Here is a 23,304-nt window from a genome sequence, read left to right on the forward strand (position 1 = left end):
TAATTGACATTTTTTGCATGGCATGAGCTTTTAGTGGAAACGATTTTTTGTTTCTTTTAACCACACCACCACCTCATGACCCCGTCCATCCAGCGCCACTCTTGCCTCCTCGGCACCCTCCACCCGCTCCCCATCCAGCGTCACCCCCGCCGTCTCCCCGGCCCCGACCCGCTCGACGCGAATCTCTACCCGGCTGCCTTCAAGCTCCACGGTGGCTGAATACCCCGGCCAGTCATCGGGGATGCACGGGTTCACGATCAGTTCCCGGCCCTCGCGTCGAATGCCGAGAATGCCCTGTACGCCGGCCTGATAGAGCCAGCCGCTGGAGCCGGTGTACCAGGTCCAGCCGCCGCGGCCGGTGTAGGGCGGTTCGGAATAGACGTCGGCGGCAACCACGTAGGGCTCGACCCGATAGCGCTCGACCGCTTCACGGTTGAGCGCGTGGTTGATGGGGTTGAGCATCGAGAACAGCTTGTGCGCGCGCTCGGCCTGACCCAGCCTTGCAAAGGCGAGAATCGACCAGGTGGCGGCATGGGTGTACTGGCCGCCGTTTTCGCGCAGCCCCGGCGGGTAGCCCTTGATATAGCCGGGCTCCTGCGGGCTCTTGTCAAAGGGCGGGGTGAACAGCAGCGCCAGGCCGTCGTCCTCACGGATCAGATGCTCCGATACCGAGGCCATCGCCTGCTCGGCCCGCGCCGGGTCGGCACCACCGGAAAGCACTGCCCAGGACTGGGCGATGGCATCGATTCGGCACTCAAGACTGTCTCTGGTGCCCATCCACTCGCCGTTATCAAAGGTGGCGCGGCGATACCAGGCGCCGTCCCAGGCGTGGGTCTCGAGCGCCTCTCGAAGCGCCTCATGTCGGTTGCGCCAGCGTGCGGCGCGCTCGGGGTCGCGGGGCGTGATGATTGGGTCAAACAGTGCCAGCGTGCGCAGCAGCATCCAGCCCAGCCAGACGCTCTCGCCGCGGCCGCCTTCGCCGACCCGATTGAAGCCGTCGTTCCAGTCACCGGTGCCAATCAGCGGCAGGCCGTGCTCGCCAAACTGCGCCAGCGTCTGCTCCAGCGCTCGCACGCAGTGCTCGAACAGCGGCGCGGTCTCATGGGCGGGCGTCGGCTGGGAGAAGTCATCATGGGCGCCGGCGGCCAGCGGCGGTGCTTCCAGAAAGCCGACCGGTTCATCGAGCACGGCGGGGTCACCGGCGCTTTGAACGTAGCTTGCGGTAGCAAAGGCCAGCCATACCCGGTCATCGGCAATGCGGGTGCGCACGCCCTGACCGGAGTGCGGCAGCCACCAGTGCTGTACGTCGCCCTCGACGAACTGGCGTCCGGCGGCACGCAGCAGGTGGTGACGGGCCAGCTCGGGCCGGGCGAAGGTGAGTGCCATGCCGTCCTGGAGCTGGTCACGAAAGCCGTAGGCGCCGCTGGCCTGATAAAACGCCGAGCGGGCCACGATGCGACAGGCCAGCGTCTGATAGGTCAGCCAGCCGTTGAGCATCACATCCATGGCGCGATCCGGCGTCTTGACCTGCAGCGTGTTGTGGAAGGTGTGCCAGTACGCCTCGACACTTGCCAGCTCCGCGACCAGATCGGCGTGACGATAGCGTGTGATCAGCGCGCGAGCGGTCTCGACGTCACCGGCCTGACCCAGCAGGGCGGCCAGGGTGACGCTCTCGTGTGGGGCCAGCGTGAGCGTGCACTGCAGCACCGTGCAGGGATCGACGCCGGCGCCAACCCGACCGCTCAGGGGCTGACGGCGGCTCAGCGCTTCGGGCTCGGCCAGCGTGCCCGCGCCCAGAAACTCGCGGCGATCCGCCGTCCAGCTACTCTGGCGGGCGTCGAGATCCACAAAGCCGACCCGGTCGGGAAAGGCCATGTTCCAGGGGTTGGTCAGCAGCAGCGCGCCGGTCTCGGGATCGTGCTCGGTCGTCAGATAGGGCGCGTTTCTGGCTCTCGAACTGCCCATCACCCAGCTGGCGTAGTGGGTGATGATCAGGCGCTGCGCCGTGGCCGTGCGGTTGGTGAGCGTGAGCTGCGAGACTTTGACCGGATCTTCCTGCGGCACGAACTGTACCAGCGTCATCAAAAGCGCGGGCGTGTCGTGCTCGAAGCGACTGACCCCGAAACCGTGGCGGGCGATAAAGCGCGAGTCCTTGCGGCCCGGGCGATACGGCGCGGCGGTGACGGTCTCGATGATGCCGCTGGCGGCGTTCTGGATATAGATCACCTCACCGGACGGGTCACTGACCGCATCGTTGGACCAGGGCGTGAGCTGGTTGTCGCGGCTGTTGTCCGCCCAGGTGTAGCCGCTGCCCTCGGCGGAGACCTGAAAGCCAAAGCCCGGATTGGCGATGACGTTGATCCAGGGCTGTGGGGTGGTGGCGCCACTGTCGAGCACGCAGACGTACTCGCGGCCGTCGTGGGCGAAACCGCCGATGCCGTTGAAAAACTCAAGCGTTGTCCTGGTGTCATGACGGTCCCGTTCGTGATGCACCGGGGGCCGCAAGATCGGGTCGTGATGAATCAGGGTCTCCGCGCTCGGGGGAATGCCGGCCATGACCGGCTCGGCAGAGAGGGCATCTTCCCCTGACAGCAGTGTGGCGAGCTGACGATGCAGCGGCCCCTGGTGGGCACGGAGCACCACGCGGGCCACGGCCAGGACCAGATCCCTGGCCGCCGGGGTCAGTTGATGAGCACGCAGGATCGTTACCATGCCCAGCGAAGGATCGTGACTGTCGTGCGGCGGCGAGCGGTGCGTACGTACGGTGGTCTCGATGGCGTCCTGAAGCTCCTGAAGGTAGGAGTAGGCGCGCTCATTGAGAATCACCAGATCGACCCCGAGCCCGCGGGCGCGCCAGTATTCCCGGGCGCGTAGCAGGGTGTGTACCCAGCCGACTTCCTCGGTATCGGCCAGATGCAGCACCACGATGGGCAGATCGCCCGAGATGCCCAGCGCCCAGAGATCGGACTGTTGGGACATTCCGCGTTGGAGGATCGGTTCGGCGGCGCGAAAGCGGGCATCGTGATAGAGGATCGGTGCCGCGAGGCGCTGGAAGTCGGCGGCTTCATCAGGCGCGATATCCAGATGGCTCAGCTGCACCTGTGCCTGCGTCCAGGCCAGCGTTCTGGCGCGCTCGAAGGCGCCGGCGTCGTGGTGACGATCGATCAGCGCGACCAGCTCGTCGCGGCTGTCGGCGACCACGGTCCAGAAGTCGACGTGGGCGGCGTGCCCGGGGGCGATACGAACGACATGACGCAGCGAGAAGATCGGATCAAGCACCGCACCGGTTCGACCGTTGTGCATCGGCTCGGCGCCGTCGAAGGAGATATCGGTCAGTGCTGCGGCCGTGGCCAGCGTGCGGCCGCGGCCCAGGAACCGGGCGCGATCGGTCTCGAAGCGAAAGCATCGGGGCGTGGCGTCGGTGTCCTCGTCGGTGTCCGCGTCAGCACTCTCGTAACGCCGCAGCGTCTCGCGGCTGGCATCGTCGATCCGGGCGAAATGGCCCGCCCAGATGGGGTCCTCGCCAGGGTCGCGATGGCGTCGGGTGGCCGTCAGCGCCTGATACTCGGGAATGGTGCCGGTCTCGACGAACATTTTGGCAAAGGCGGGGTGGGCATCATCGGTGGCCGGCGTGGTCAGCACCAGCTCGGTGTAAGAGGTCAGTTCGATCGTGACGTCACGCTCGCTGTTGTTGGTGACGGTGACCCGGCGCACCTCGCCGTTCTCCTCACCGGAGACCAGCACCTCTAGCGTGGTGGTCAACGCCCTGTCATGGCGTATGAAGCGGGCGTGATCCTCGGCGAACTCGACCTCATGAGTGACGTTATCGTCCTGCGCGGAGGTGTTGGCAAGTTCGCGATGGCCGCCGGCAAACCAGCGCCGGCCGGTCTCGCGGTCGCGAAGGGCAATGAAACTGCCCCAGTCATCAACGGTCGGGTCCTCGCGCCAGCGCGTGATCGCCCGCTTTCCCCAGCGACTGAAGCCGGCGCCGGTATCGGTCAGCATCACCGTATAGTGGCCATTGGAGAGCAGATGAGTGACCGGCGGCGATGCAGGCGAGCCTGTCAGTCGGCGCACGGCGGCCTCGTTCGGGGCCTTCTCGACCACCACTGCCGCCTCGGTGTCGTTGGGCGAGGGGAGTGTGGCGACCTCGCGGGGCAGGCGTTCATGCAGTAAAAGCTCGCTGGCCTGAATCATCGGTTCGGCGTGGAAGTGGGCGCGAATGCGTCCGCCAAGCAGCACATTGGCGATGGCGACAATGGTCATGCCCTGGTGATGGGCCATGACGTTGCGTACCACCCCAAAGCGTTGGTCCACCGGCAGGCGAGTCGGGGTGAAGTCGATCGCATCGAAAAAGCCGTAGCGGCCCTCGGCGCCGAGTTCCCGCAGACGCTCGAAGTTGTCGATGGCGGCACGGGGCGCGACCATGGCTGCCAGTGCCGTGGCGTAGGGGGCCAGCACGAAGTTGTCGGCCAGCCCGCGCTTGAAGCCGAGCGAAGGCACGCCAAAGTTGGAGTACTGATAGTTGAGGTTGGTGTCGCGACCGTTGTAGGCCGACTCCGAAATGCCCCAGGGGTCGCCGCGCTGCTCGGCGTAGCTGCGCTGGCATGACACCACCAGCCGATTGGTCTGCTCAAGCAGGCTGTCGCGCGGTGCGCGCATGACCAGCGAGGGCATCAGATACTCGAACATCGAGCCCGACCACGAGATCAGCACCACGCCATCGGGCTGCGGGCTCACCGTGCGGCCCAGCCGGAACCAGTGGCGGGTCGGCAGATCGCCCTTGGCGATGCCTACCAGGCTGGCCAGCCGCGCCTCGGAGGCCAGCAGGTCATAGCAGCCCTCATCAAGGCGGTCCTCGCGCGGGTTATAGCCGATCGACATGAGCCTGCGCTCGGCGACCAGTAAAAAGGCGAAGTCCATCTCGTGGGTGAGGGTGCGGGCGCGGCTTGCCAGTGTCCGCAGACGTGTTGCCAGCCGCGCCCCGTCGACGTCGTCCCGGGCGGCATTGAGGTCCGCGTCATGTTCCTCAAGACAGCGCTCCAGACACGTTAACCACCAGGCGGGTGTGGCACGCTGCGTCAGGTCATCGGTTCCCGCCGGTGAATTATCCTGCTCGAGCGCTACGCCCGGATCGGCATCGTGCGAGGTCATGTCTTCGGCGTCGCCGGTCTGGCTGCGCGGTGTCGGCGAGGTCGGCGTTGCCAGCAGGGTGCGCCAGACCGCCAGAGCACGCTGCATGTCGGCGGTGCTGTCGCGCCAGTGGGCGCTGTCATCGAGGCGCGCCATCAGCGCTTCGAGTTCGGTGAGCAGTCGGGTTCGTGTGGCCGGTGCCAGCGTCTCGTCGCGCGCGGCGTCTTCGTGGAAAAGATACAGCGTGTCGATCAGACCCGCCTGCGGGCGATCGACGAGGGGGACATTGATCCACGCCTCGCAGGCGTTGGCCAGCGCGATCAGATGGCCGGCCAGGTTGCCGCTGTCGACGCCCGAGACGTAGCGCGGCTCCAGCGGTACCAGTGTGGCGGTGTCATACCAGTTGTAGAAATGCCCCCGGCAGCGCTCGAGCGTGTCGAGTGTGGCAAAAGTGGCCTCCAGTCGCTCGACGGCGCCGCGGGTGCCGATCCAGGCGAAATCCCGTGCCGCCACGCAGCTGAGCAGGTAAAGCCCGATGTTGGTGGGCGAGGTGCGCTCGGCGATGATCGGTTCGGGGTCAAGCTGGAAGTTGTCCGGCGGCAGCGCGTGAGAGGCCGGCGTGACGAAGGTCTCGAAAAATTGCCAGGTGCGTCGGGCAATATGGCGCAGCGTGCGGGATTGCGCGGTATCGAGTTTGAGGTTATCGGCAGTGTCGCCCGGGGCACGGCTGGTCCACAGCGCCATCAGGGGCGCGGCGAGCCAGGCCGCCAGCAGCGGCAGCAGCATCGGCCAGCCGGGCAGATCAAAAAGCGCCAGAATCAGTGTGACAGCGAGGGTGAGCAGAAGGCCACCGGCCATCGCGCGCGCAAATCCCGTGATACCTGCGTGGCAATCCCTGACCAGCGCCGCGGCGGTGGTCCACTCGAGCAGATGTCGGCGGGAAACGTAGACGCGATAAAGCGTACGCCCGATGGCATCCACCATTTGCCAGGCCTGGTTGGCCAGCAGGGCCACATTCAACAGGCAGCGACCGGTCTCCAGTACCAGATCGCGGACCAGCGTTCGCCGATGGTGGCGCCAGTCGCCGTCGCGATGACGGGGCTTGAACGCGAAGCTGATCGGCAAAAGTGCCGGAATGACCAGCGCGGCGAGGGTGAGCAGAACCGCCACCAGGGCAACCGGTGTCTGGAAGATGGCGCAGACCACGAAAGCGGCAAAAAGACACGGTGCCAGCAGCGATCGGCGCAGGTTATCAATGATCTTCCAGCACCCGACCGCGCCGATCGCGCGACGGCTGGCTCCACGGCCCACGATCCAGGGCAGCAGCTGCCAGTCGCCGCGTACCCAGCGATGCTGGCGGCGGGCGGCCACGTCGTAGCGCTCGGGCTCTGCCTCGACCACCTCGACGTCGGAGGCCAGACCCGCGCGGGCGAAGATCCCTTCAAGCAGATCGTGGCTGAGCAGACTGTTCTCGGGGATGCGCCCGGCAAGTGCCGTTTCAAGCGCATCCACGTCATAAATGCCCTTGCCGGCAAACGACCCCTCACCGAAAAGATCCTGATAGAGATCCGACACCGCCGCACTGTAGACATCCAGCCCGCCGGGGGCGGAGAAAAGACGCTGATAGCGCGATCCCTGACGGCCGATCGGCAGGGACGGTGTCACGCGCGGTTGAAGGATGGCGTGGCCGTGGGTAACGCGACCGTCGCGATCAAACACCGGCTGGCTGAGCGGATGTGCCATCTTGCCGACCAGTCGGGTGATGGTGTCGCGAGGCAGTCGGGTATCGCTGTCGAGCGTGACCACGTATTTGACCCCGGCCGGCACCCGGGGCGCCTGACCGCCCACGGCAACGAAGGAGGTATCGGTGGCTCCCCGCAGCAGCCGGTTAAGCTCGGCGAGCTTGCCGCGCTTGCGCTCCCAGCCCATGAATCTGCCTTCGCCCGGATTGTACTGACGCCGCCGATAGAGCAGCAAAAACCGTGTTCCGCCGGGGCCGGAGCCGTGGCGGTGGTTGAGCACTGCCATGGCGTCACCGGCGAGCTGCAGGCGACGGGCATCGTCCGGCAGCTCGGCGCTGTCGGCATCGAGCCCGTCAAGCAGCAGCGCGAAGGTAAGGGCGCCATCAGTGCCGGAGAGATAGTGCACCTCCAGGCGTTCGACCAGCTCGCTGATCTCGTCGTCACTGCCGAGCATGGCGGGAATGACGACCATCGTTTCAAGCGATGCGGGCACGCCGTCTTCCAGCGCCAGCCCCGGCAGGGCCTCGCCCCCCACGCCCATACCCAGCATGCGGTTGACCAGTGACAAGGCAATATCGTTGGCGGGCAGCACCATCAGCGCCAGCCAGACCCATGCCCAGACGGAAACCAGGCCGGCCGATTCGAGCCCCCAGAACGCCAGCAGCAATATCGCGGCGGTGAGCAGCCAGCAGGCCGTGGCATAGCCGGTCAGCCCCAGCCCGAGCACTACCCGGCGAAGCCGCAGGGCAGGCGGGGCGCGAAAGCCCAGAGCGTGCTCGAGCTCCGGTCGGCCTTCGTCGATCAGGTAGTAGCCGGGGTCCGTGTGGTGGACCGTCTTTGCCTCGGATGCCCCGGCTTCTGTAGGGGCATCGGCGGCATCCAGCGCGCGGCGGGCGACCGTCAGTTCATCGCAGCCGGCACCCCGTGCGAGCTGCTCGATGGCATTGCGGTAGCGATCGCGGGTGGCGAAATCCATCTCGCCAAAGCGACTGCGATCGCGCAGACAGTGATCCACCAGACTGACCTGCTCAACGAGCATGGCCCAGTCGAAATCGGCGATGTGGCGCAGGCTGGTGATGGCATTGCGCACGCTGATGTTTGACGCACCCTGACGGTGATGGGCGTTATGAACCACGGTCGCGGTAGTGGTTTCAAGGCGCACCATCTGCTGCTCGAGCCAGTAGAGCGCCGGCGAACGCCCCGGGTCCTGATCGCGCAGACGCTTGGCCAGCTGGGCATAGAAGTGCTCGGCAAAGGCGCCTGGAACCTGCGGTGCCATCTCGGCGAGTACCTGACTGCTGTCAACCCCGGTCACAAGCAGCCGCTCACACAGGGCATCCGCGGTGTTGCGGGCATCGCGGGCGCCCATGATCTGATCGGCCAGCCGTCGGATATTTTCCACCAGCACCAGACGCAGCGAGATCGCCACTGCCCAGAGCTCGCCCAGGGTCAGCGGTTCGACACGCTGATAGGCGTCGAGAAAGCGAATCAGGGTCGAGGCATCGAAGCGGCTGTCGGTGTGGGCAATGTAGGCCCAGATAAAACCGAAAACGCGCGGATAGCCGGCAAACGGGCCTTCGGCGAGTTTGGGAAGCTGGCGGTAGTAGCCCGGTGGCAGGTCGCGACGAATGTCGCCGGCGTGTTTCTCGACGTGGTGATAGTGATCCAGCAGCCACTCGGCGGCCGGAACGGTGTCGTGATGATGGGCGGCATCCACGATCAGGCGGTGGTGGGTCACCCCCAGGGCGGCGATATTGTCTCCCAGGCGCTGGTAGAGCGAGACGACCCGGGGCGGACGGGCGGTGATCGGCTGTGCCAGTGCCAGACTCTCGGCGTGCTGTTCAAGCCGCTCGGGTCCGAACAGTTCTTCCCGCACCGGCGCGGTGGCATCCCAGGGGGCCTGTGTTGCCGATGGCTTTTGCGTGAGCCACTGCCAGGGCCTCATTGGCGCACCGCCGGAAGGCTTGCGACTGACCAGGGGTCAAACCTGCAGGGAACAGGAAAACATCGATCCATCGTCGTTCTCCTTCTCGTCATCAAACGAGAATGCGGGCGGGGCGAACGCGGGAAGGGATTTCCAGGCGCCGGACCGGCCAGAGCGACATCATGCCCTCGCAGGCCTGCCCCGCTGCAGGGGGGTGCGGGACAGGCCGGTGGCATAATGAACGAGGTGAGGGGAGGGGCGTCAGGGAAGTGCGCGTGGGCCGGGGGGAAACGGCGGGAAGAGACACGCGCCTGACGCAAATCCGGACAGGTCGTCCCCTGTAGTATGGATGGCGATGGGACGGTTAGCGAGGCGCGTTGTTTTATATTCGCTCTTATCGATGCTGATCGTGTCGTCAACGTGGTTTGCGGTATACAGAAAGCCTCCCGCATCATGAGGCTTTGGCGTCACGCCCCGGGCCGGGTGGCCCGGGCTTGCGGGCGATTGCGAGAGACTGAAAACAGTGATTCAGCAAACAAGACGCGCCGTGTGGCTACTGGACTCCGGCATCGGCGGACTGACCATCGCGCGCGCCATTCGTCGTCGCCTGCCGGGGCTGGTGCAGCACTACATGGCCGATCACGCTGCCTTTCCCTATGGTGGTCTCGCTTCTGAGTCGCTGGTTGCGCGGGTCTGTGATCTGGTCACGCGTGCGGTGGCGGCCCATCCCGTCGATGCGGTGGTGATCGCCTGCAATACCGCCTCTACCGTGGTGCTGCCGGCGCTCAGGGCGAGGCTTTCGATCCCGGTGGTGGGCGTAGTACCGGCGATTCGCCCGGCGGCAGCGGCCAGTACAAGCGGCGTCATCGGGGTGCTGGCCACACCGGGAACGGTGAAAAGCGTGCACGTCGCGACCCTGATTGAACGCTTTGCCGGCGATTGTCGGGTGGTGAAGGTAGGCGCCCCGGGGCTTGCTGCGCTGGCCGAGCAGTACTGGCGCGACGGCACGCTCGACACCGACGCGCTGGCTCGTGAGCTTTCTCCTCTGCAGGCACCCGAATGGCACGCGCTCGACCAGCTGGTGCTGGGCTGTACCCACTATCCGCTGCTGCAAGAGGCGATTGCGGCAATGGTGGGCGCGCATGTCACGCTGGTGGACTCCGGTGACGCCGTCGCCCGGCGGTTGGAGGACGTGCTGGGTGATGCCTCGTTAAAGCAGGGCGACAGTGGCGGTGGGCGTTTTTATACGACCGGCGGTCCCATGGAAGATGCCGGGTTGGCTGCACGAATCAGGGCCGAGGGGTTCAGGGCAATGCTGGTGGGCGAGCCTGCGCCGGTATGACGCTGGATAAGGGGTATCGGTATGCAATCAAGCGATAGAAGGGTCGGGAGGCGGCATGGCAAGAACAGATCAGGTATTTCGGAAACTGCATGACGAGGGGCTTTTAGTCCTGGCCAACGCCACCGATGCTGGCAGCGCCCGCATCGTGGAAGCCCGGGGCGGTCGGGCAGTGGCGACCAGCAGCGCGGCGCTGGCCTGGTCCTGGGGCTATCGGGATGGCAATCAATTGCCGCTTGAGCTTCTGGAGGCCAGCGTACGGGCCATGGTCCGGGTGCTGACCGTGCCGCTGAGCGTGGACATCGAAGGCGGCTACTCCGATGATCCTGACGAGGTGGCACGAGTGGTCGAGACAGTAGTGGCGGCCGGCGCGGTGGGCATCAACCTGGAAGACGGGCATGCCAGTCCCGAAATACTCTGTCGCAAGATCGAGCGCGCCAGGGCCGTGGCAGATACCCACGGCGTGGATTTATTTATCAACGCGCGCACCGATGTCACCCTCAAGGCACTGGTGCCGCCCGAACAGCGGCTTTCCGAGACGCTGACAAGGGCAGGCTTCTACAGCAGTGCCGGGGCCGATGGCCTGTTTGCTGCGGGCATGGTGAATGCCGATGAAATCGGTGAGCTGTGTCAGTCGACCACGCTGCCGGTCAATCTGCTCTATCGCCCCGAGCTGCCGGACATCGAGACGCTGCGCGAACTCGGCGTCAGACGCCTGAGTGCCGGCTCGGCCATCGCCGAGTTCCTGTACGGCGCCAATGCCGCCGTGGCCAGTGCCTTCATGACCACGGGCAGACTCTCGACGCAGGACCTGAGCGCGTATGGCTATAAAGACCTCAACGAGCTGATGCCACCGGTGTAGGCGGTTTAAGTCAGCTGACGAATCACGCGGGCCGGATTGCCGACGGCCACGACGTTGGCGGGAATGTCCCGGGTCACGACGGCGCCGGCACCGATGACGCTGTTCTCGCCGATGGTGACGCCGGCCAGTACGATCGCGCCGCCGCCCAGCCAGACGTTGTCATGGATAACGATGGGGGCGCCGGCTTCCAGCTTGTTCCGGCGCGATTGGGCGTCAATCGGGTGGGTCGGCGTTAGCAGCTGCACGTTGGGGCCGATCTGTACGTCCCGACCGATGATGATGGGCGCCACGTCCAGCGCCATCAGGCCGAAATTGGCAAAGGCGCCCTCGCCAAGGCTGATGTTAAAGCCGTAGTCGACATACAGTGGCGGGCGAATGTGCGCCGTATCCCCCAACGCCTTGAAAAGCCCTTTCAACACGGCGTGGGCGGCGTCGACATCGTGCTCAAAACGTCTGGCAAACTCGGCCATGGCGGCCTTGGCAACGGCGGCATCGTGCGCCAGTTCGGGGTCATCGGCAACGTAGAGCTCGCCGGCGAGCATCTTCTGTTTCTGTGAACGGTGCGCTGTCGAGTGGTCATCGCTCATGGTGTTCTCCCGTGGCATGTATGACATCGAAAAAGGCCGGTGCCCAGGCCCCGCCATTCAGGTGCCGGAGACCGGCGTCACCGGCGCCCTGCCGTCACGAAAGGCCTCAAGGTTCTGGATCACCAGCTCAACGGTGGCATCGAGTGCGCTGGGTGAAAGGCCGGCGGTATGCGGCGTCATGATGATGCGCGGCTCGTCCCTGAGCGCCTGAGGCACTTCAGGCTCATGCTCGAACACATCGAGCGCGGCGCCGGCAATTCGCTTGTCTGTCACGGCGCGTGCCAGTGCGTCACTGTCCACCACGCTGCCGCGACCGACATTGACCACGATGCTGTCGGATTTCATGACGCCCAGCAGATCGTCATTGATCAGGTGATGGGTCTCCGGGCCGCCGGGCAGGGCGCTCACCAGCACGTCGGCCTGTTCGGCCACACGTTCTGGATCCGATTCGTGCTGCCAGTCGAGATCTGACTTCGGCTGGCGAGCGAAGTAGACAATCGGCATGTCAAAGCCGTAGTGGGCGCGCCGGGCGATGGCCCGACCCACGTTGCCCATGCCCAAAAGCCCCAGCGTCCTGCCATGCAGCACCGGGGCGCCGCGGCGGATCTCCTGCCATTGGCCGTTTCGAAGACCCGCATCGCCCTGGGGAATGCGGCGCAGGCAGGCCAGCATCAGCCCCAGCGTGTGGTCGGCAACGGTCTCGGCATTGGTGCCGGGGCCGTGGGTCACCACGATGCCGCGTTCGCGGGCGGCCTGTACGTCAATGCCTTCAAAGCCCACCCCCTGAGCGCAGATCAGCCCCAGATTCGGCAGGGCGTCCATCTCCTCGGCACTGAACCCGATGGTGCCGATGGTCATGACCGCGCGAATGTCGTCCCGGTGACGGCTCAGAACATCGCGGCGGGCCTCATCGTCCTCGGCCATATGAAGATGAACGCCGGCGGCCTCGATGCGGGCCTGATGATGGCGTGACAGGCGGGTCACGACCAGCAGATGAATCGGCATGACAGAGGGCTCCTTGCGTGGTCGCAGTATTGGTATCCATACAGTGTAGCGGCTGATGGTCGCAGTCGTCCGGCGTGACGTGTCTCGCGGCGCAACAGGCATTGATTGGGTGCTAATGTAAGAGAGGAGGGGCCGGATTCGTTATGCGGTGGGTCCAGCGCCATTTCTCGCTGTATTGCCTGGCCTGCGCATTTGTCGCAAGGCCGGGTGGTCAATAGCCGAAGAAAGGAGAGAGATCATGACACATAAAATTCTGGTGCCCATTGACGGGTCCCGCAGCGCCCAAAGGGCACTTGAGCATGCCTGCCTGATGCAGCGGGCCGATGGCGGCACCCTGCATCTTCTCCATATTGTCGAGCCGACCGTGGCGGTCGATCACCTGGGGGCAGAGACCGGGTCGACGCCGCTGGATTACACGCCGGAAAAGGGGCATGAAAAGGGCGAGTCGCTGTTGCGGTCAGCCTGGTCACAGGTGGGCTCGCCCTCGAGCGAGGTTCATTTTCATGTCGAGGACAATCCCCCCGGCCGGCCGGAAAGAACCATCGTCAAGCTGGCCGAGGCGCTGGACATCGATACCATCGTGATGGGCAGTCGCGGCCTCAGTGACCTGAAAGGTCTGGTCGTGGGCAGCGTGTCGCACAAGGTCTCTCATGTGGCCCACTGCACGGTGATCACGCTGCATGTGCCCGATGCCGAACCGGGCGACGCGCCGGTTCGCTGAGGCTGCCATGAAGGGTTCATGCGTGGCGCATCGATCAGTGCCGGGCGCCGATGCCACATAGGCATCGGCGCTCGACGGTGCGGGTCGAACCAGGCTCAGGAAGCCGTGTCGGTGGCGCTCAGGGTCTCATCGGCAGGGGCGTTGTGATCGATTACGGATTCAAAGGCGCGCAAACGCTTGATGATCGACAGCAGCTCGATAACGGTTGACCAGGAATTGACCAGATACTGAAACGATTCGCGGACCTGACCAAAGACGTTGAGGACCTGCTGCAAAAGCCCCAGCGTCAGCTTGCCGGCGACGATCGAGGGCGCCAGCACGATCAGCCCGAAGACCACATCGGCTTGCAGATAGAAAATGCGGGCAATATTAAAATAGGCGTAGTGCCAGTAGAGACGAAAATAGTTCTGCCTGACCCGATTAAACAGTGTGGCCACGGTGGCCGGCGCTGCGCGCTCGGGATCATCCTCGCCGTAAACCAGCTCCTTGCGGTAGGCCGCCTCGACACGCTGATTGCGAAACTCGAGCCCCGGCAGCCGAATGCCGACCACGGCCAGCAACACGGTGCCAAAAAGCGACCAGGCGATCGCCGCCCATACCAGGGCGTTGGGAATATGGCCCACCAGGGGCAGCTCGGTAATGTTCTGTGACATCGTCACCAGCAGCGGCATGAAGGCAATCAGCGTCATCACCGACTTGAGCAGATTCACCCCCAGGCCTTCGAGCGTGGTGGAAAAGCGCATGGTGTCTTCCTGTACACGCTGGGCGGCACCCTCGATATGGCGCAGCTGTGACCAGTGGCGCATGTAGAAGTTGTTCATCGCCCAGCGCCAGCGAAAGATGTAGTGGCTGACCACAAAATAGTTGAGTACGCCCACCGTCACGGCCACAAAGGCAATGCCTGCGAAGCTGAACATGCCGGTGTAGATATCGGTAACCGTGACACCGCTGTCACCCCCCAGCGCCTGCTGGATCATGTCCCAGAACGGCCCGTACCAGGCATTGACGGCCACACTGGTCTGCACCGAAAACCAGGTCATAAAGATGATCAGAGCACTGCCCAGAATCGACCAGCGCTGCCAGCGATGACGATCAAACAGGGCCCACGCCGCGGCAAAGACCGCCACGCACAGGGCGTAGTAAAGATAAAACCAGAGCATGGGTGGCGCCCAGAAGCGCGAGACATCCACGGGGAGCGCCGCCCCTTCGGCCAGCGGCGGCAGGCCAACGGCGGCGCCCCAGTCACTGGCGCCCAGCTGCCACAGGGCGGTGCAGATCAGCGCCCAGATCAGAACGCTTGAGAAAAAAAGGGGCGGGTTGGGAAAAAACGACCGTAACACGATAGAGTTCCTGCGGTAGCGACAACGTTCAAACAGGCCCCGTGGGGCTGCGCATTCTTCATCGACCCCGTGGACGAGGTTGCGTTCCCCGATCGTCTTGCCGGGTGACCCCGGTGGCTTATACCACAGTGGCGCGCTCCAACATGCCATGGAATCACGGGCGGAGGTGTCAGCCCCCGGCGCGTACCATGATCCCGACCTGTGTGAGCACGTATGCAAACCGTCTGGCAACGGCGAGAACGCCACCCGCGCGGCGGCGGATGAACGTGTCATGGTGGTAAGCCGTTTGATCAGCGCCGCGCTGATGGCGCTGATCAAGGAAGAGAGGCGACTACCAGTTCAGCGTCTCGAAATCCCCTTCCTTTTGATCCTTCGAGGCCTTTTCGTGCTCGGTGGCGGGGTCATTGGTGGCCCCATCGGCCGGCAGTGGACCTGCGCCGGGATCACGAGCGATGCCGTTGGTCACGGGATGATCGCGGAAATATTCATCAAAGCGCATCCGGGCATCCTCGCCGAACAGCAGCTCGCACGCTTCCATAAGCCCTGCCGACTGGCGGATGGTTTCCTGGCGCGAGACGAGGCTGATCTTGGAGCGGCGACGCAGGAAGTCCTCGAGTTTAGTGATCATCTCGCGACGCGCGGCCTGGCGAACCTCGGCGCGGATGTATTCGGTCCCTTCGATAAGAATCTCTGCCTGGCGCGGGTCCTCGCGAATGTACTCGAGGATACCGATGGCGTGCGCCGCGTAGCGCCGCCACAGCCGGGTCGACAGGGGCTCGGAGGCGCTGGCATCGGTGTAATCATCGAGCTTCATCAGGCGCGCCTGGTGGAAGAACTCGTCGCGCACGGCATCTACCGGCTCGCCGTACCAGCGGTAATCGGGGAAGCGGATGTCGATGCCCATGGTCTTGACCAGATCAACGATCTCCTCGCCGACATTGATACAGTCGGTGAGCTTGCCGCCAAAGATGCTGATAAAGCCCTGATCGATGTCGGAGTCGATCTCATGCTTGCGCGAGAGCTGCAGGAAGTCGCGGTCGCCGCCGCTGGTGTTCTGTACGGCCAGCGGTCGCACGCCACAGCGGGTGGCGATGATGTCATCGCGGTCCAGCGGCTTGTCCAGTGACAGGCGCGCGTTGATGTTATCCAGCACGAATTTGACGTCGTCATCGGTGATGGCCGCATGCGGGTCTTCGGTGCGGGTGTCGGTGGTGCCGATGCAGGTGCGCGTGCCCATGGGGATGGCGAAAAACAGCCGCCCGTCTTCATCGAAAAACGCCAGCACGCGCTTGTTGGGCGTGATGCGATCGACGATCAGGTGGATGCCCTTGGAAAGGACATGACTGTGCTCGGTTTTCTTGTGGGCCAGGGCGTTGGTGCGATCGGCCAGCGGGCCGCAGGCGTTGACCAGCGTCTTCGCTTTGACCGTCCATTCGCGGCCGCTCATGACATCGCGCAGACCCACGTGCCAGAGTTTGCCCTGACGCTCAAAGCCGGTGGCCTCGACATAGTTGGCCGCCACGCAGCCGCTGTTCATGGCGGTGCGCACGAAGTTCCACACAAAGCGGGCGTCATTGTCGTGCAAAAAGGCGTCGGAATACTCGAAACAGCCGGTCGCCGATTTGGTGTTGATCACCGGCTCTTCGCGGTTGATGGTGCCAAGGCTCGGCAGGCGCGGCACTCGGGTAAAGCAGTTGCCGAACAGCCAGTAGATCCAGGTGCCCGCCCAGAGCATCAGCGGATTCCAGCGAAAGCCTTTGGTGATCGTGGTGAGAAAACGGATTTCCTGCACGGTCGAGGGGTAGTGCTTGATGAGATGGTTACGCGAGACACAGAGTTCGCGCACCAGCTTGAAATCCCGCGACTCCATGTACTTGATGCCGCCCCAGATGAGGTTGGACGACCACATGCTGGTCATGCCGGCGAAGTCGCCCTGTTCCACCAGACCGACCTTCACGCCGCGCCCGGCCAGCGCTGCCGCGCAAACTGCCCCGTTGATGCCGCCGCCGATGATCAGCGTGTCGTAGACCGCACCGTCGGCCAGCCTGTCGATATTGCTCTGCCTGAGTTGCATCGCCTTGCTCCGCGTATCAAGAAAATGGCGCGCCGTGACGGGAGACCCCGTAGAGGCGTTGTCATGCCTTCAGTGTACTACCGCTGGCCGATGTTGCATCCGACCGGGCGATTTGCGGCGCCTGCGCGCACCATCGCCTCGGCCTGTTTGAGCGCGTACAGAAGACTCGATGGATCGGCGTGCCCGGTACCTGCAATATCAAAGGCGGTGCCATGATCGACACTGGTGCGCACGAAGGGCAGCCCCACCGTGATGTTCACACCGTTCTCTACCCCCAGATATTTCACCGGGATCAGCCCCTGATCGTGATACTGCGCGACGACCGCGTCAAAGTGGCCGCGACGGGCGTTCATGAAGACCGTATCGCCGGGCCAGGGACCGGAGGCGTCGATGCCTTCTTCCCGGGCGCGGGCGATGGCCGGCGCAATAATGGCGTCGTCCTCGTGACCGAACAGGCCGCCTTCGCCGGCATGCGGGTTGAGCCCGGCGACTGCGATGCGCGGGTGTTCAATGCCGTAGGCGTGACAGGCGCGCGCGGCAAGGCGAATGGCGCGCAGTTCGCGCTCGGGAGTGACGGCCTCGATGGCCTCGCGCAGCGACAGGTGAATCGACACCAGCATCACGCGCAGCTCGTCGTTGGCCAGCATCATGCCGAAATCCTGGGTGCCGGCGCGGTCGGCGAGAATCTCGGTATGTCCGGGGTAGGTAATGCCGGCGGCGGCCATGGCGGCCTTGTTGAGCGGGGCCGTCACGATGGCGCTGATTGAGCCTTCAAGCGCGAAGTCGATGGCGCGACTGATGTAAGAATAGGCCGCGGCCCCGGCGCGGGCATCGACCCGGCCATAGGGCAGATCAGGCGGCAGGGATGGGCCTGCCGGCAGAACGGCCAGACGCCCTTGCGTGACGCCGTGAGCGCCCAGATCGCTCGGGTGCTGGATGGGCACAAGCGTCAGTGCCAGTCCCAGCCGCTCTGCCATGGCGCGCAGCCGCTCGATATCGCCGATGACCAGCAGCGGCGTATCACTCGTGCGCGGCAAGCAGCCCAGACGCGTGATAATTTCCGGACCGACGCCGGCCGGGTCGCCCATGGTGATGGCAATGGGGGCGCTGTGGGATGCGGACATGACAGGGGCCTTTTGTAGACGTGCGCCCTGAGCACGATGTCATGGGCGGCGGTGATCGACAGTGCCATAATAGCGCTCTGCCCCGCGCGGCGTCAGGTCCGGTCTGACGCGTGGTGGCTCTACCCCTTGCTTCATTCCCGGTGGTGACCCTGATGTCTGATGTGCCAACGCATGATGCCCCGCTTGAAACGCTTTCAACGTCGCTTTCCGAGCGGCTTGAGCGCGACGGCTATCTGTTGGCGCCGGCCGGCGAGATCGCCCCGGTCTTTCATGACTGGTGCGCGGCCCACGAGCATCGCACCCGGGACCATGACGCGCTTGCCCGCTACTGGAACGATCTGGCCCCGGATCGCTTCATGGGCGATGGCGGGCGCTACCGGCGCAGGCGTCATGCAGTGTTCAGTGCCGCATCCGGTGCGTCCGCGCTGGTTCGAAAGCCCCATCAGGCCCATTTTCAGACCACGGATTTCAATCGGCTCAACGGCGGCATCGAACGTCATTTCGAACCGGTGGAAGGTGGGGTGCTGGCCACACACACGTTCGCCTTTCTCTGCGAACTGACGCTGGGCGTATTTGGACGCTGCGCGCCCGGGGTCGACTGGCACGTCGAGATGCACCAGTTTCGAATCGAGGTGGGTGGTGACATCACTGCCGGTCTGCCCACGCCCGAAGGGCTTCACCGCGACGGCGTGGATTTCGTGGCGATGGTGATGGTGGGGCGTCACAACGTGGGGGAGGGCGTCTCACACATACATGATCTGGATCGTCGTGAGCTGGCCGCCTTCACTCTGGCCGAGCCGCTGGACATGGCGCTGGTCGACGACACCCGGGTGCTGCACGGCGTCACGCCCATCGTGGCCAAGGACGCCTCGCGTCCTGGCCACCGCGATCTGCTGGTGCTGACCTTCAAGCGTCAACCGTCGGATCACGTCTGCGGCGGTGTCTCGGACGTGTGACGTTCCAGTGAGGCCTTGAGCTGCTGGCGGCGATGCCCCGGGGGCTTTTGATGGCCGGCCAGCCAGTAGTAGGCGATCGGCACCACGCCCAGGGTCAGAAGGGTGGCACTGGCGCAGCCGGCCAGCAGCGTGATGCCCAGGCCAAAGCGACTGGCTGCCCCGGCGCCGGTGGCCATCACCAGCGGCAGGGCACCGGCCATGGTCGAGATTGAGGTCATCAGGATCGGGCGCAGGCGCGTTTGAGAAGCCTGCAAAATGGCCTCGCGCAGCGCCACCCCGTCATCGCGCAGCTGATTGGCGAACTCGACAATCAGGATACCGTTTTTGGCCGATAGCCCGATCAGCATCAAAAGCCCGATCTGGGCATACAGGTTGAGACTCTCGCTCATCAGCCACAGCGCCATGCCGGCGCCCAGCATCCCCAGCGGCACGGTCAGCATCACCACCAGCGGGCTGATGAAGTTCTCGAACTGTGCTGCCAGCACCAGCCAGGTGACCGCGATGGCTACGGTAAACACCAGCAGTAGATCGCGCCCGGCCTCGAGAAAGTCCTGTGTGGCGCCCTTGTAATCGATACGCGCCTGCTCCGGCAGAGTGGCGTCGACCGTGGCATTCATGTGATCGAGCACCTGCGACAGGCTGTAGCCTTCGGCGACATTGGCCGAGAAGGTGACGGCGCGAATCCGGTTATAGCGGTTGAGCGTGGGAGAGACCGCAATCTCTTCCAGATGCACCAGGTTGGCCAGGCTCACCAGCGCGCCGCTGCCGGTACGTACCCGGATATCTTCCAGCGCCTGTGGCGTCAGGCGCTGCTCGCGCAGCCCCTGCAGGATCACATCATAGGACTGGCCGTCGCGCTCAAACGTGGTCAGGCTGCGCTCGCCGAAAAAGGACTCAAGCGTTCGGCCCACCGTTTCGGCGCTGACCCCGAGCTGCGCGGCGCGCTCACGGTCCAGACGCACCTGAAGTTGCGGCGTGGTCTCGATCAGGTCACTGTCGAGCGCCTCAAGGCCGGGGTAGTCCTGCCAGGCGGCCATCAGCTGATCGCGCCAGGCACCCAGGGTGGCGTAGTCCGGTCCCCCCACCACGAACTGCACCGGCGTGGCGTTGCCCGAGCTCAGCCCACGCGGCAGCAGCGTCGTCGCGCTGACTTCGGAAAACCCCTCCAGCGCTTTATTGATGCGCGCGGCCATTTGGCGGGTGCTCTGGTCACGCGTCTGCCAGGGCGTGAAGCTGATGATCCAGCGGCCATTGTTGACCGCACCTTCGCTGTTGCCGGGTGACGGCACGCGCAGCGAGGCGTTATCCACCAGTGCCCGGTCATTGAGGATGGGTGCCAGCCGCTGTCCCATGACCTGCATGCGCCGCGCCATCTCCTCGAAATTGACCCCTTCCTCGGCCTGCACATTGATGCGCAGGGCGCCGCGGTCGTCATAGGGCTCGTACTCGGTGGGCAGTGTCGTGATGACCGCGACGGTGACGATCACCATGGCCACAAAGCCACCGCCGACCAGTACCGGACGATGCAGCATGTCGCTCAGATGGCGCTGATAGCGCGCCGTGACGCCGTCCATCAGCCGTCCTGTCGGCGAGCCCTGACGCCTGGAGTGACCGGTCAGCAGCCACGAGGCCATGACCGGCGTCAGCGTCAGCGATACCAGGGTGGAAAAGGCGATGGCAGCGGCAATCGTGACGGCGAACTCGGTAAACAGGCGCCCGGTCTGGCCACTCATCAGCGTGATGGGCAAAAAGACCGCCATCAGCACCAGGCTGGTGGCAATAATGGCAAAGGCGACCTGACGGGCGCCGCGAAAGGCGGCCACCAGTGGTGCATCCCCCTCTTCCAGGTGGCGCTGAATGTTTTCAATCATGACGATGGCGTCATCTACCACCAGCCCCACCGAGAGCACCAGTGCCAGAAGGGTCAGCATGTTGAGACTGAACCCCAGTCCCAGCAGGATCATACCGCAGGCCAAAAGCGAAATGGGAATCACCGTGGCCGCGACCAGCGCCGCGCGCCACGAGCCCAGAAAAAGGATGATCACACCGACCACCATGACCACCGCGATGACCAGCGTCAGCAGCACCTCCTTGAGCGCTGCTGAAATGTAGAGGGTGTCATCGGAGACGATATTGATGTGCATGCCTTCGGGCAGCTCATCGCGCAGATCCTCAAGCGTTGCACGCACATCGCGCGAGATGGACAGCGTATTGGCCGTGCTCTGACGGCTGATGGCAATCGAGACGGTGGGCTGACCATTGACCTCAAAGCGCTCACGCCGCGTTTCCGGACCCAGCGTGACCGTGGCCACATCACCCAGCGTCACGGTGCGGGTGCCCTCGCCCCGGCGCAGCGGCAGGCGGCGAAAGGCATCGGCCGTGTCATAGCCCGGCAGCAGGCGTACGGTGAATTCCCGGGTGGCAGATTCGATCCGCCCGCCCGGATATTCGACGTTTTCGCTGGCCAGCGCATTGGTGATGTCGTCAACGGTAATGTCATGGGCCGTCATGGCGTGACGGTCCAGATCCACGCGCATGGCCGGCAGCTGCGACCCCCAAAGCCGTACGCGTGAGACGCCGCCAATGGTCGAGAACCGATCCAGCAGCGACCGGTCGGCATAGTCCGACAGCGCCATGGCGCTCATTCGGTCGGTCTGTACCGACAGGATCATGAGCGTATCGCTGCCGCCCTGGTCCTTGCTGATCTCCGGGGCCTCGGCGCCGGTCGGCAGGGCATCGGCCACCCGCGACACCTGATCGCGCACGTCGTTGGCGGCGGTGTCCAGATCGATATCGCTGGCAAAGGTCAGCGTGACTTCGGATTCACCATCGTTACTTTCCGATTCGACGCTGACCACGCCTTCGATGCCGGCAACGACGTTTTCAATGGTCTGGGTGACGCGCGATTCCACCACCGCTGCAGAGGCGCCGGGCCAGACGATCTCGACCGAGACCTCCGGCTCCTCGATGGAGGGGTATTCACGGATGGGCAGTTCAAGAAAGCCCAGCACGCCAAACAGCACCAGCAGCAGGGAGACTACCACGGTGCCGACCGGTCGTGTTACGGCGAGGTCGGTCAGGGTCATGGGGTGGGCGTCTCCGACGGTGCGGTGCGCTTATCGGCCGGTTGCGATTCAAACAGGGCGCTCGTGTCACGCGCGGCGGTCTCATCGAGCACCAGAGCGCGATCCTCACCGATGTCACGCAGGCCGCTGATGGCCACCGAAGCGCCCGGCTTCAGCGAGGTGTTTTCACCGGTGGCCTCGATGGCGGCCCAGCCGGGGCCACGTGCCACAACATTGATCTCGACCCGGTCGGCGCGATGGTCCTGCGCCGTTTGGGTCACCACATAAACCCACTGACGGTCACGCTCCCCCATGATCGCGGTTTCCGGTACGACCAGGCGTTGCCGGGCGGGCAGAAGCAGGGCGATATCGAGCAGCATGCCCGGACGCAGGGCCAGGTCGGGATTGTCAAAGCGGGCCCGGACCATGAGCGTGCGCGTCTCCCGATCCAGACGCGGGTCGATGGTGGTGACCTCGCCGGGAAAGGTCTGGCCCGGCCAGGCCACCGAGTGCGCCATGACCCTCATGCCTTCGGTGACGCGCTGCAGCTCGCGCTCGGGCAGCGAGAAGTCGACCTGTACCCGGTCAATGCTGTCCAGCGTGACCAGCGGCGTGTCAGCGCTGATCAGCTCCCCGACGCTCAAGTGACTCAGGCCCATGAGGCCGCTGACCGGTGCGGTGATGGTGCGATCTTCCAGCGCAGCGGTGAGTCGGGCCGCCTCGATCCGGGCACTTTCCAGCCGGTTGCGCTGGGCATCCGCCTGCTGGGTGGCAATCGAGCCCTGGCGTACCAGCGGTTGCAGACGATCGAGTTCGCGCTGCTCCTGCTCGGCGATCACGCGGGCGGCGCGCAGCCCCTGCTGCTCGGCGCGATCATCGAGCTGGATCAGCAGATCACCCTTGTTGACCCGCTCGCCGCTGTCAAAGTGCAGCCCGGTAATGCGCTCGGTGACCAGCGAGGCGATCTCGATAGAGTCGGTAGCCTCGACATCGCCCACGGTATTCAGTGTGGCATTCAGGTCGCGCTCGATGACCTCGGCAACACCGACGGCGATGGGAGAGGGCGCGCTGGCATCCTCCGGGGCTCGCTCACGCGCCAGCCACCACCAGAAGATCAGGGCCAGCGCCACGGAAATCAGCGCTGCCAGCCAGATCAGCGGGCGACGGGCATCGTGAGACTCAAGCATGGGCAGGTTTCCGCAGGCGTAGGCGCCCGGCATTAATGAGGCGTGTGCCCATCAGCATACGATGATCCCGCCGGGTCGCAACGTCTTGTGTTCAAACGCGCTTAAGGCTTGCCGGGCGATCCCCTGAAGGTGACGCAGGGATGGCTTGTCATGAACCGGAAAACAGGCAGTATGACGATGGTTGCGCCAGGCTGATTCAGCGGCGCGCATTCTGCTGCATTTATTTCAGCGTTTTTGAGGGAGGT

12 protein-coding genes are annotated in these 23,304 nt (G+C 64.6%); 4 read left to right on the forward strand and 8 right to left on the reverse strand.

Features of this window, described 5'->3' with window-relative positions; genetic code table 11:
* Positions 1–30: 30 nt before the first annotated feature.
* The gene (locus ACUN8C_RS00860; protein ID WP_445620504.1) at positions 31–8,820 is read right to left on the reverse strand and encodes a GH36-type glycosyl hydrolase domain-containing protein; all 8,790 of its coding nucleotides are present in this window, start codon (positions 8,818–8,820) and stop codon (positions 31–33) included.
* 526 nt (positions 8,821–9,346) lie between these two features.
* Between ACUN8C_RS00860 and murI the strand changes: the two genes are divergently transcribed.
* Together murI and ACUN8C_RS00870 are read left to right on the forward strand one after the other, a co-directional pair.
* Entirely contained in the window at positions 9,347–10,141 is a 795-nt protein-coding gene (gene murI / locus ACUN8C_RS00865; protein WP_445620505.1) for a glutamate racemase, read from the forward strand.
* Positions 10,142–10,196: 55 nt separating this feature from the next.
* Positions 10,197–11,000, forward strand: coding sequence for an isocitrate lyase/PEP mutase family protein (locus ACUN8C_RS00870; protein WP_445620506.1), 804 nt, complete (start codon positions 10,197–10,199; stop codon positions 10,998–11,000).
* A 5-nt stretch (positions 11,001–11,005) separates the two neighbouring features.
* Here ACUN8C_RS00870 and ACUN8C_RS00875 read toward each other — a convergent pair whose 3' ends face one another.
* Positions 11,006–11,587, reverse strand: coding sequence for a sugar O-acetyltransferase (locus tag ACUN8C_RS00875; RefSeq protein ID WP_445620507.1), 582 nt, complete (start codon positions 11,585–11,587; stop codon positions 11,006–11,008).
* A 57-nt stretch (positions 11,588–11,644) separates the two neighbouring features.
* The gene (locus ACUN8C_RS00880; RefSeq protein ID WP_445620508.1) at positions 11,645–12,592 is read right to left on the reverse strand and encodes a 2-hydroxyacid dehydrogenase; all 948 of its coding nucleotides are present in this window, start codon (positions 12,590–12,592) and stop codon (positions 11,645–11,647) included.
* Between the two features lie 238 nt (positions 12,593–12,830).
* Between ACUN8C_RS00880 and ACUN8C_RS00885 the strand changes: the two genes are divergently transcribed.
* A complete protein-coding gene (locus ACUN8C_RS00885) occupies positions 12,831–13,313 on the forward strand; it encodes a universal stress protein (protein ID WP_445620509.1) in 483 nt (160 codons plus the stop codon).
* A 95-nt stretch (positions 13,314–13,408) separates the two neighbouring features.
* Here the strand turns inward: ACUN8C_RS00885 and sbmA are convergent, their stop codons facing one another.
* The 3 genes from sbmA to pdxA all read right to left on the reverse strand — a co-directional run bounded on the left by sbmA (position 13,409) and on the right by pdxA (position 17,851).
* Positions 13,409–14,653, reverse strand: a complete 1,245-nt coding sequence (gene sbmA, locus ACUN8C_RS00890; protein ID WP_445620510.1) for a peptide antibiotic transporter SbmA — start codon at positions 14,651–14,653, stop codon at positions 13,409–13,411.
* Positions 14,654–14,984: 331 nt separating this feature from the next.
* Positions 14,985–16,727 carry an FAD-dependent oxidoreductase gene (locus tag ACUN8C_RS00895; RefSeq protein WP_445620511.1) on the reverse strand — a complete coding sequence of 581 codons (1,743 nt, stop codon included), beginning with the start codon at positions 16,725–16,727 and terminating at the stop codon, positions 14,985–14,987.
* A gap of 77 nt (positions 16,728–16,804) precedes the next feature.
* Positions 16,805–17,851: a 4-hydroxythreonine-4-phosphate dehydrogenase PdxA gene (gene pdxA / locus ACUN8C_RS00900; RefSeq protein WP_445620512.1), complete on the reverse strand. Its 1,047-nt coding sequence runs from the start codon at positions 17,849–17,851 to the stop codon at positions 16,805–16,807.
* A gap of 152 nt (positions 17,852–18,003) precedes the next feature.
* Here pdxA and ACUN8C_RS00905 point away from each other — a divergent pair, with 152 nt between their 5' ends.
* A complete protein-coding gene (locus tag ACUN8C_RS00905; RefSeq protein WP_445620513.1) occupies positions 18,004–18,807 on the forward strand; it encodes a 2OG-Fe dioxygenase family protein in 804 nt (267 codons plus the stop codon).
* Here the strand turns inward: ACUN8C_RS00905 and ACUN8C_RS00910 are convergent.
* Complete coding sequence (locus ACUN8C_RS00910; protein ID WP_445620514.1) at positions 18,777–21,893, reverse strand: efflux RND transporter permease subunit; 3,117 nt, start codon at positions 21,891–21,893, stop codon at positions 18,777–18,779. The genes ACUN8C_RS00905 and ACUN8C_RS00910 overlap by 31 nt on opposite strands.
* Entirely contained in the window at positions 21,890–23,059 is a 1,170-nt protein-coding gene (locus ACUN8C_RS00915; RefSeq protein ID WP_445620515.1) for an efflux RND transporter periplasmic adaptor subunit, read from the reverse strand. The genes ACUN8C_RS00910 and ACUN8C_RS00915 overlap by 4 nt, the downstream gene beginning before the upstream one ends.
* Positions 23,060–23,304: the final 245 nt, after the last annotated feature.

Source organism: Kushneria sp. Sum13, assembly GCF_052692355.1.

Excerpts from the sequence above, each read along its gene's own strand:
- ACUN8C_RS00860 (WP_445620504.1), bottom strand. The coding sequence starts at position 8,820 with ATGAGGCCCTGGCAGTGGCTCACGCAAAAGCCATCGGCAACACAGGCC.
- ACUN8C_RS00870 (WP_445620506.1), top strand. The coding sequence starts at position 10,197 with ATGGCAAGAACAGATCAGGTATTTCGGAAACTGCATGACGAGGGGCTT.
- ACUN8C_RS00875 (WP_445620507.1), bottom strand. The coding sequence starts at position 11,587 with ATGAGCGATGACCACTCGACAGCGCACCGTTCACAGAAACAGAAGATG.
- ACUN8C_RS00880 (WP_445620508.1), bottom strand. The coding sequence starts at position 12,592 with ATGCCGATTCATCTGCTGGTCGTGACCCGCCTGTCACGCCATCATCAG.
- ACUN8C_RS00885 (WP_445620509.1), top strand. The coding sequence starts at position 12,831 with ATGACACATAAAATTCTGGTGCCCATTGACGGGTCCCGCAGCGCCCAA.
- ACUN8C_RS00895 (WP_445620511.1), bottom strand. The coding sequence starts at position 16,727 with ATGCAACTCAGGCAGAGCAATATCGACAGGCTGGCCGACGGTGCGGTC.
- pdxA (WP_445620512.1), bottom strand. The coding sequence starts at position 17,851 with ATGTCCGCATCCCACAGCGCCCCCATTGCCATCACCATGGGCGACCCG.
- ACUN8C_RS00905 (WP_445620513.1), top strand. The coding sequence starts at position 18,004 with ATGTCTGATGTGCCAACGCATGATGCCCCGCTTGAAACGCTTTCAACG.
- ACUN8C_RS00910 (WP_445620514.1), bottom strand. The coding sequence starts at position 21,893 with ATGACCCTGACCGACCTCGCCGTAACACGACCGGTCGGCACCGTGGTA.
- ACUN8C_RS00915 (WP_445620515.1), bottom strand. The coding sequence starts at position 23,059 with ATGCTTGAGTCTCACGATGCCCGTCGCCCGCTGATCTGGCTGGCAGCG.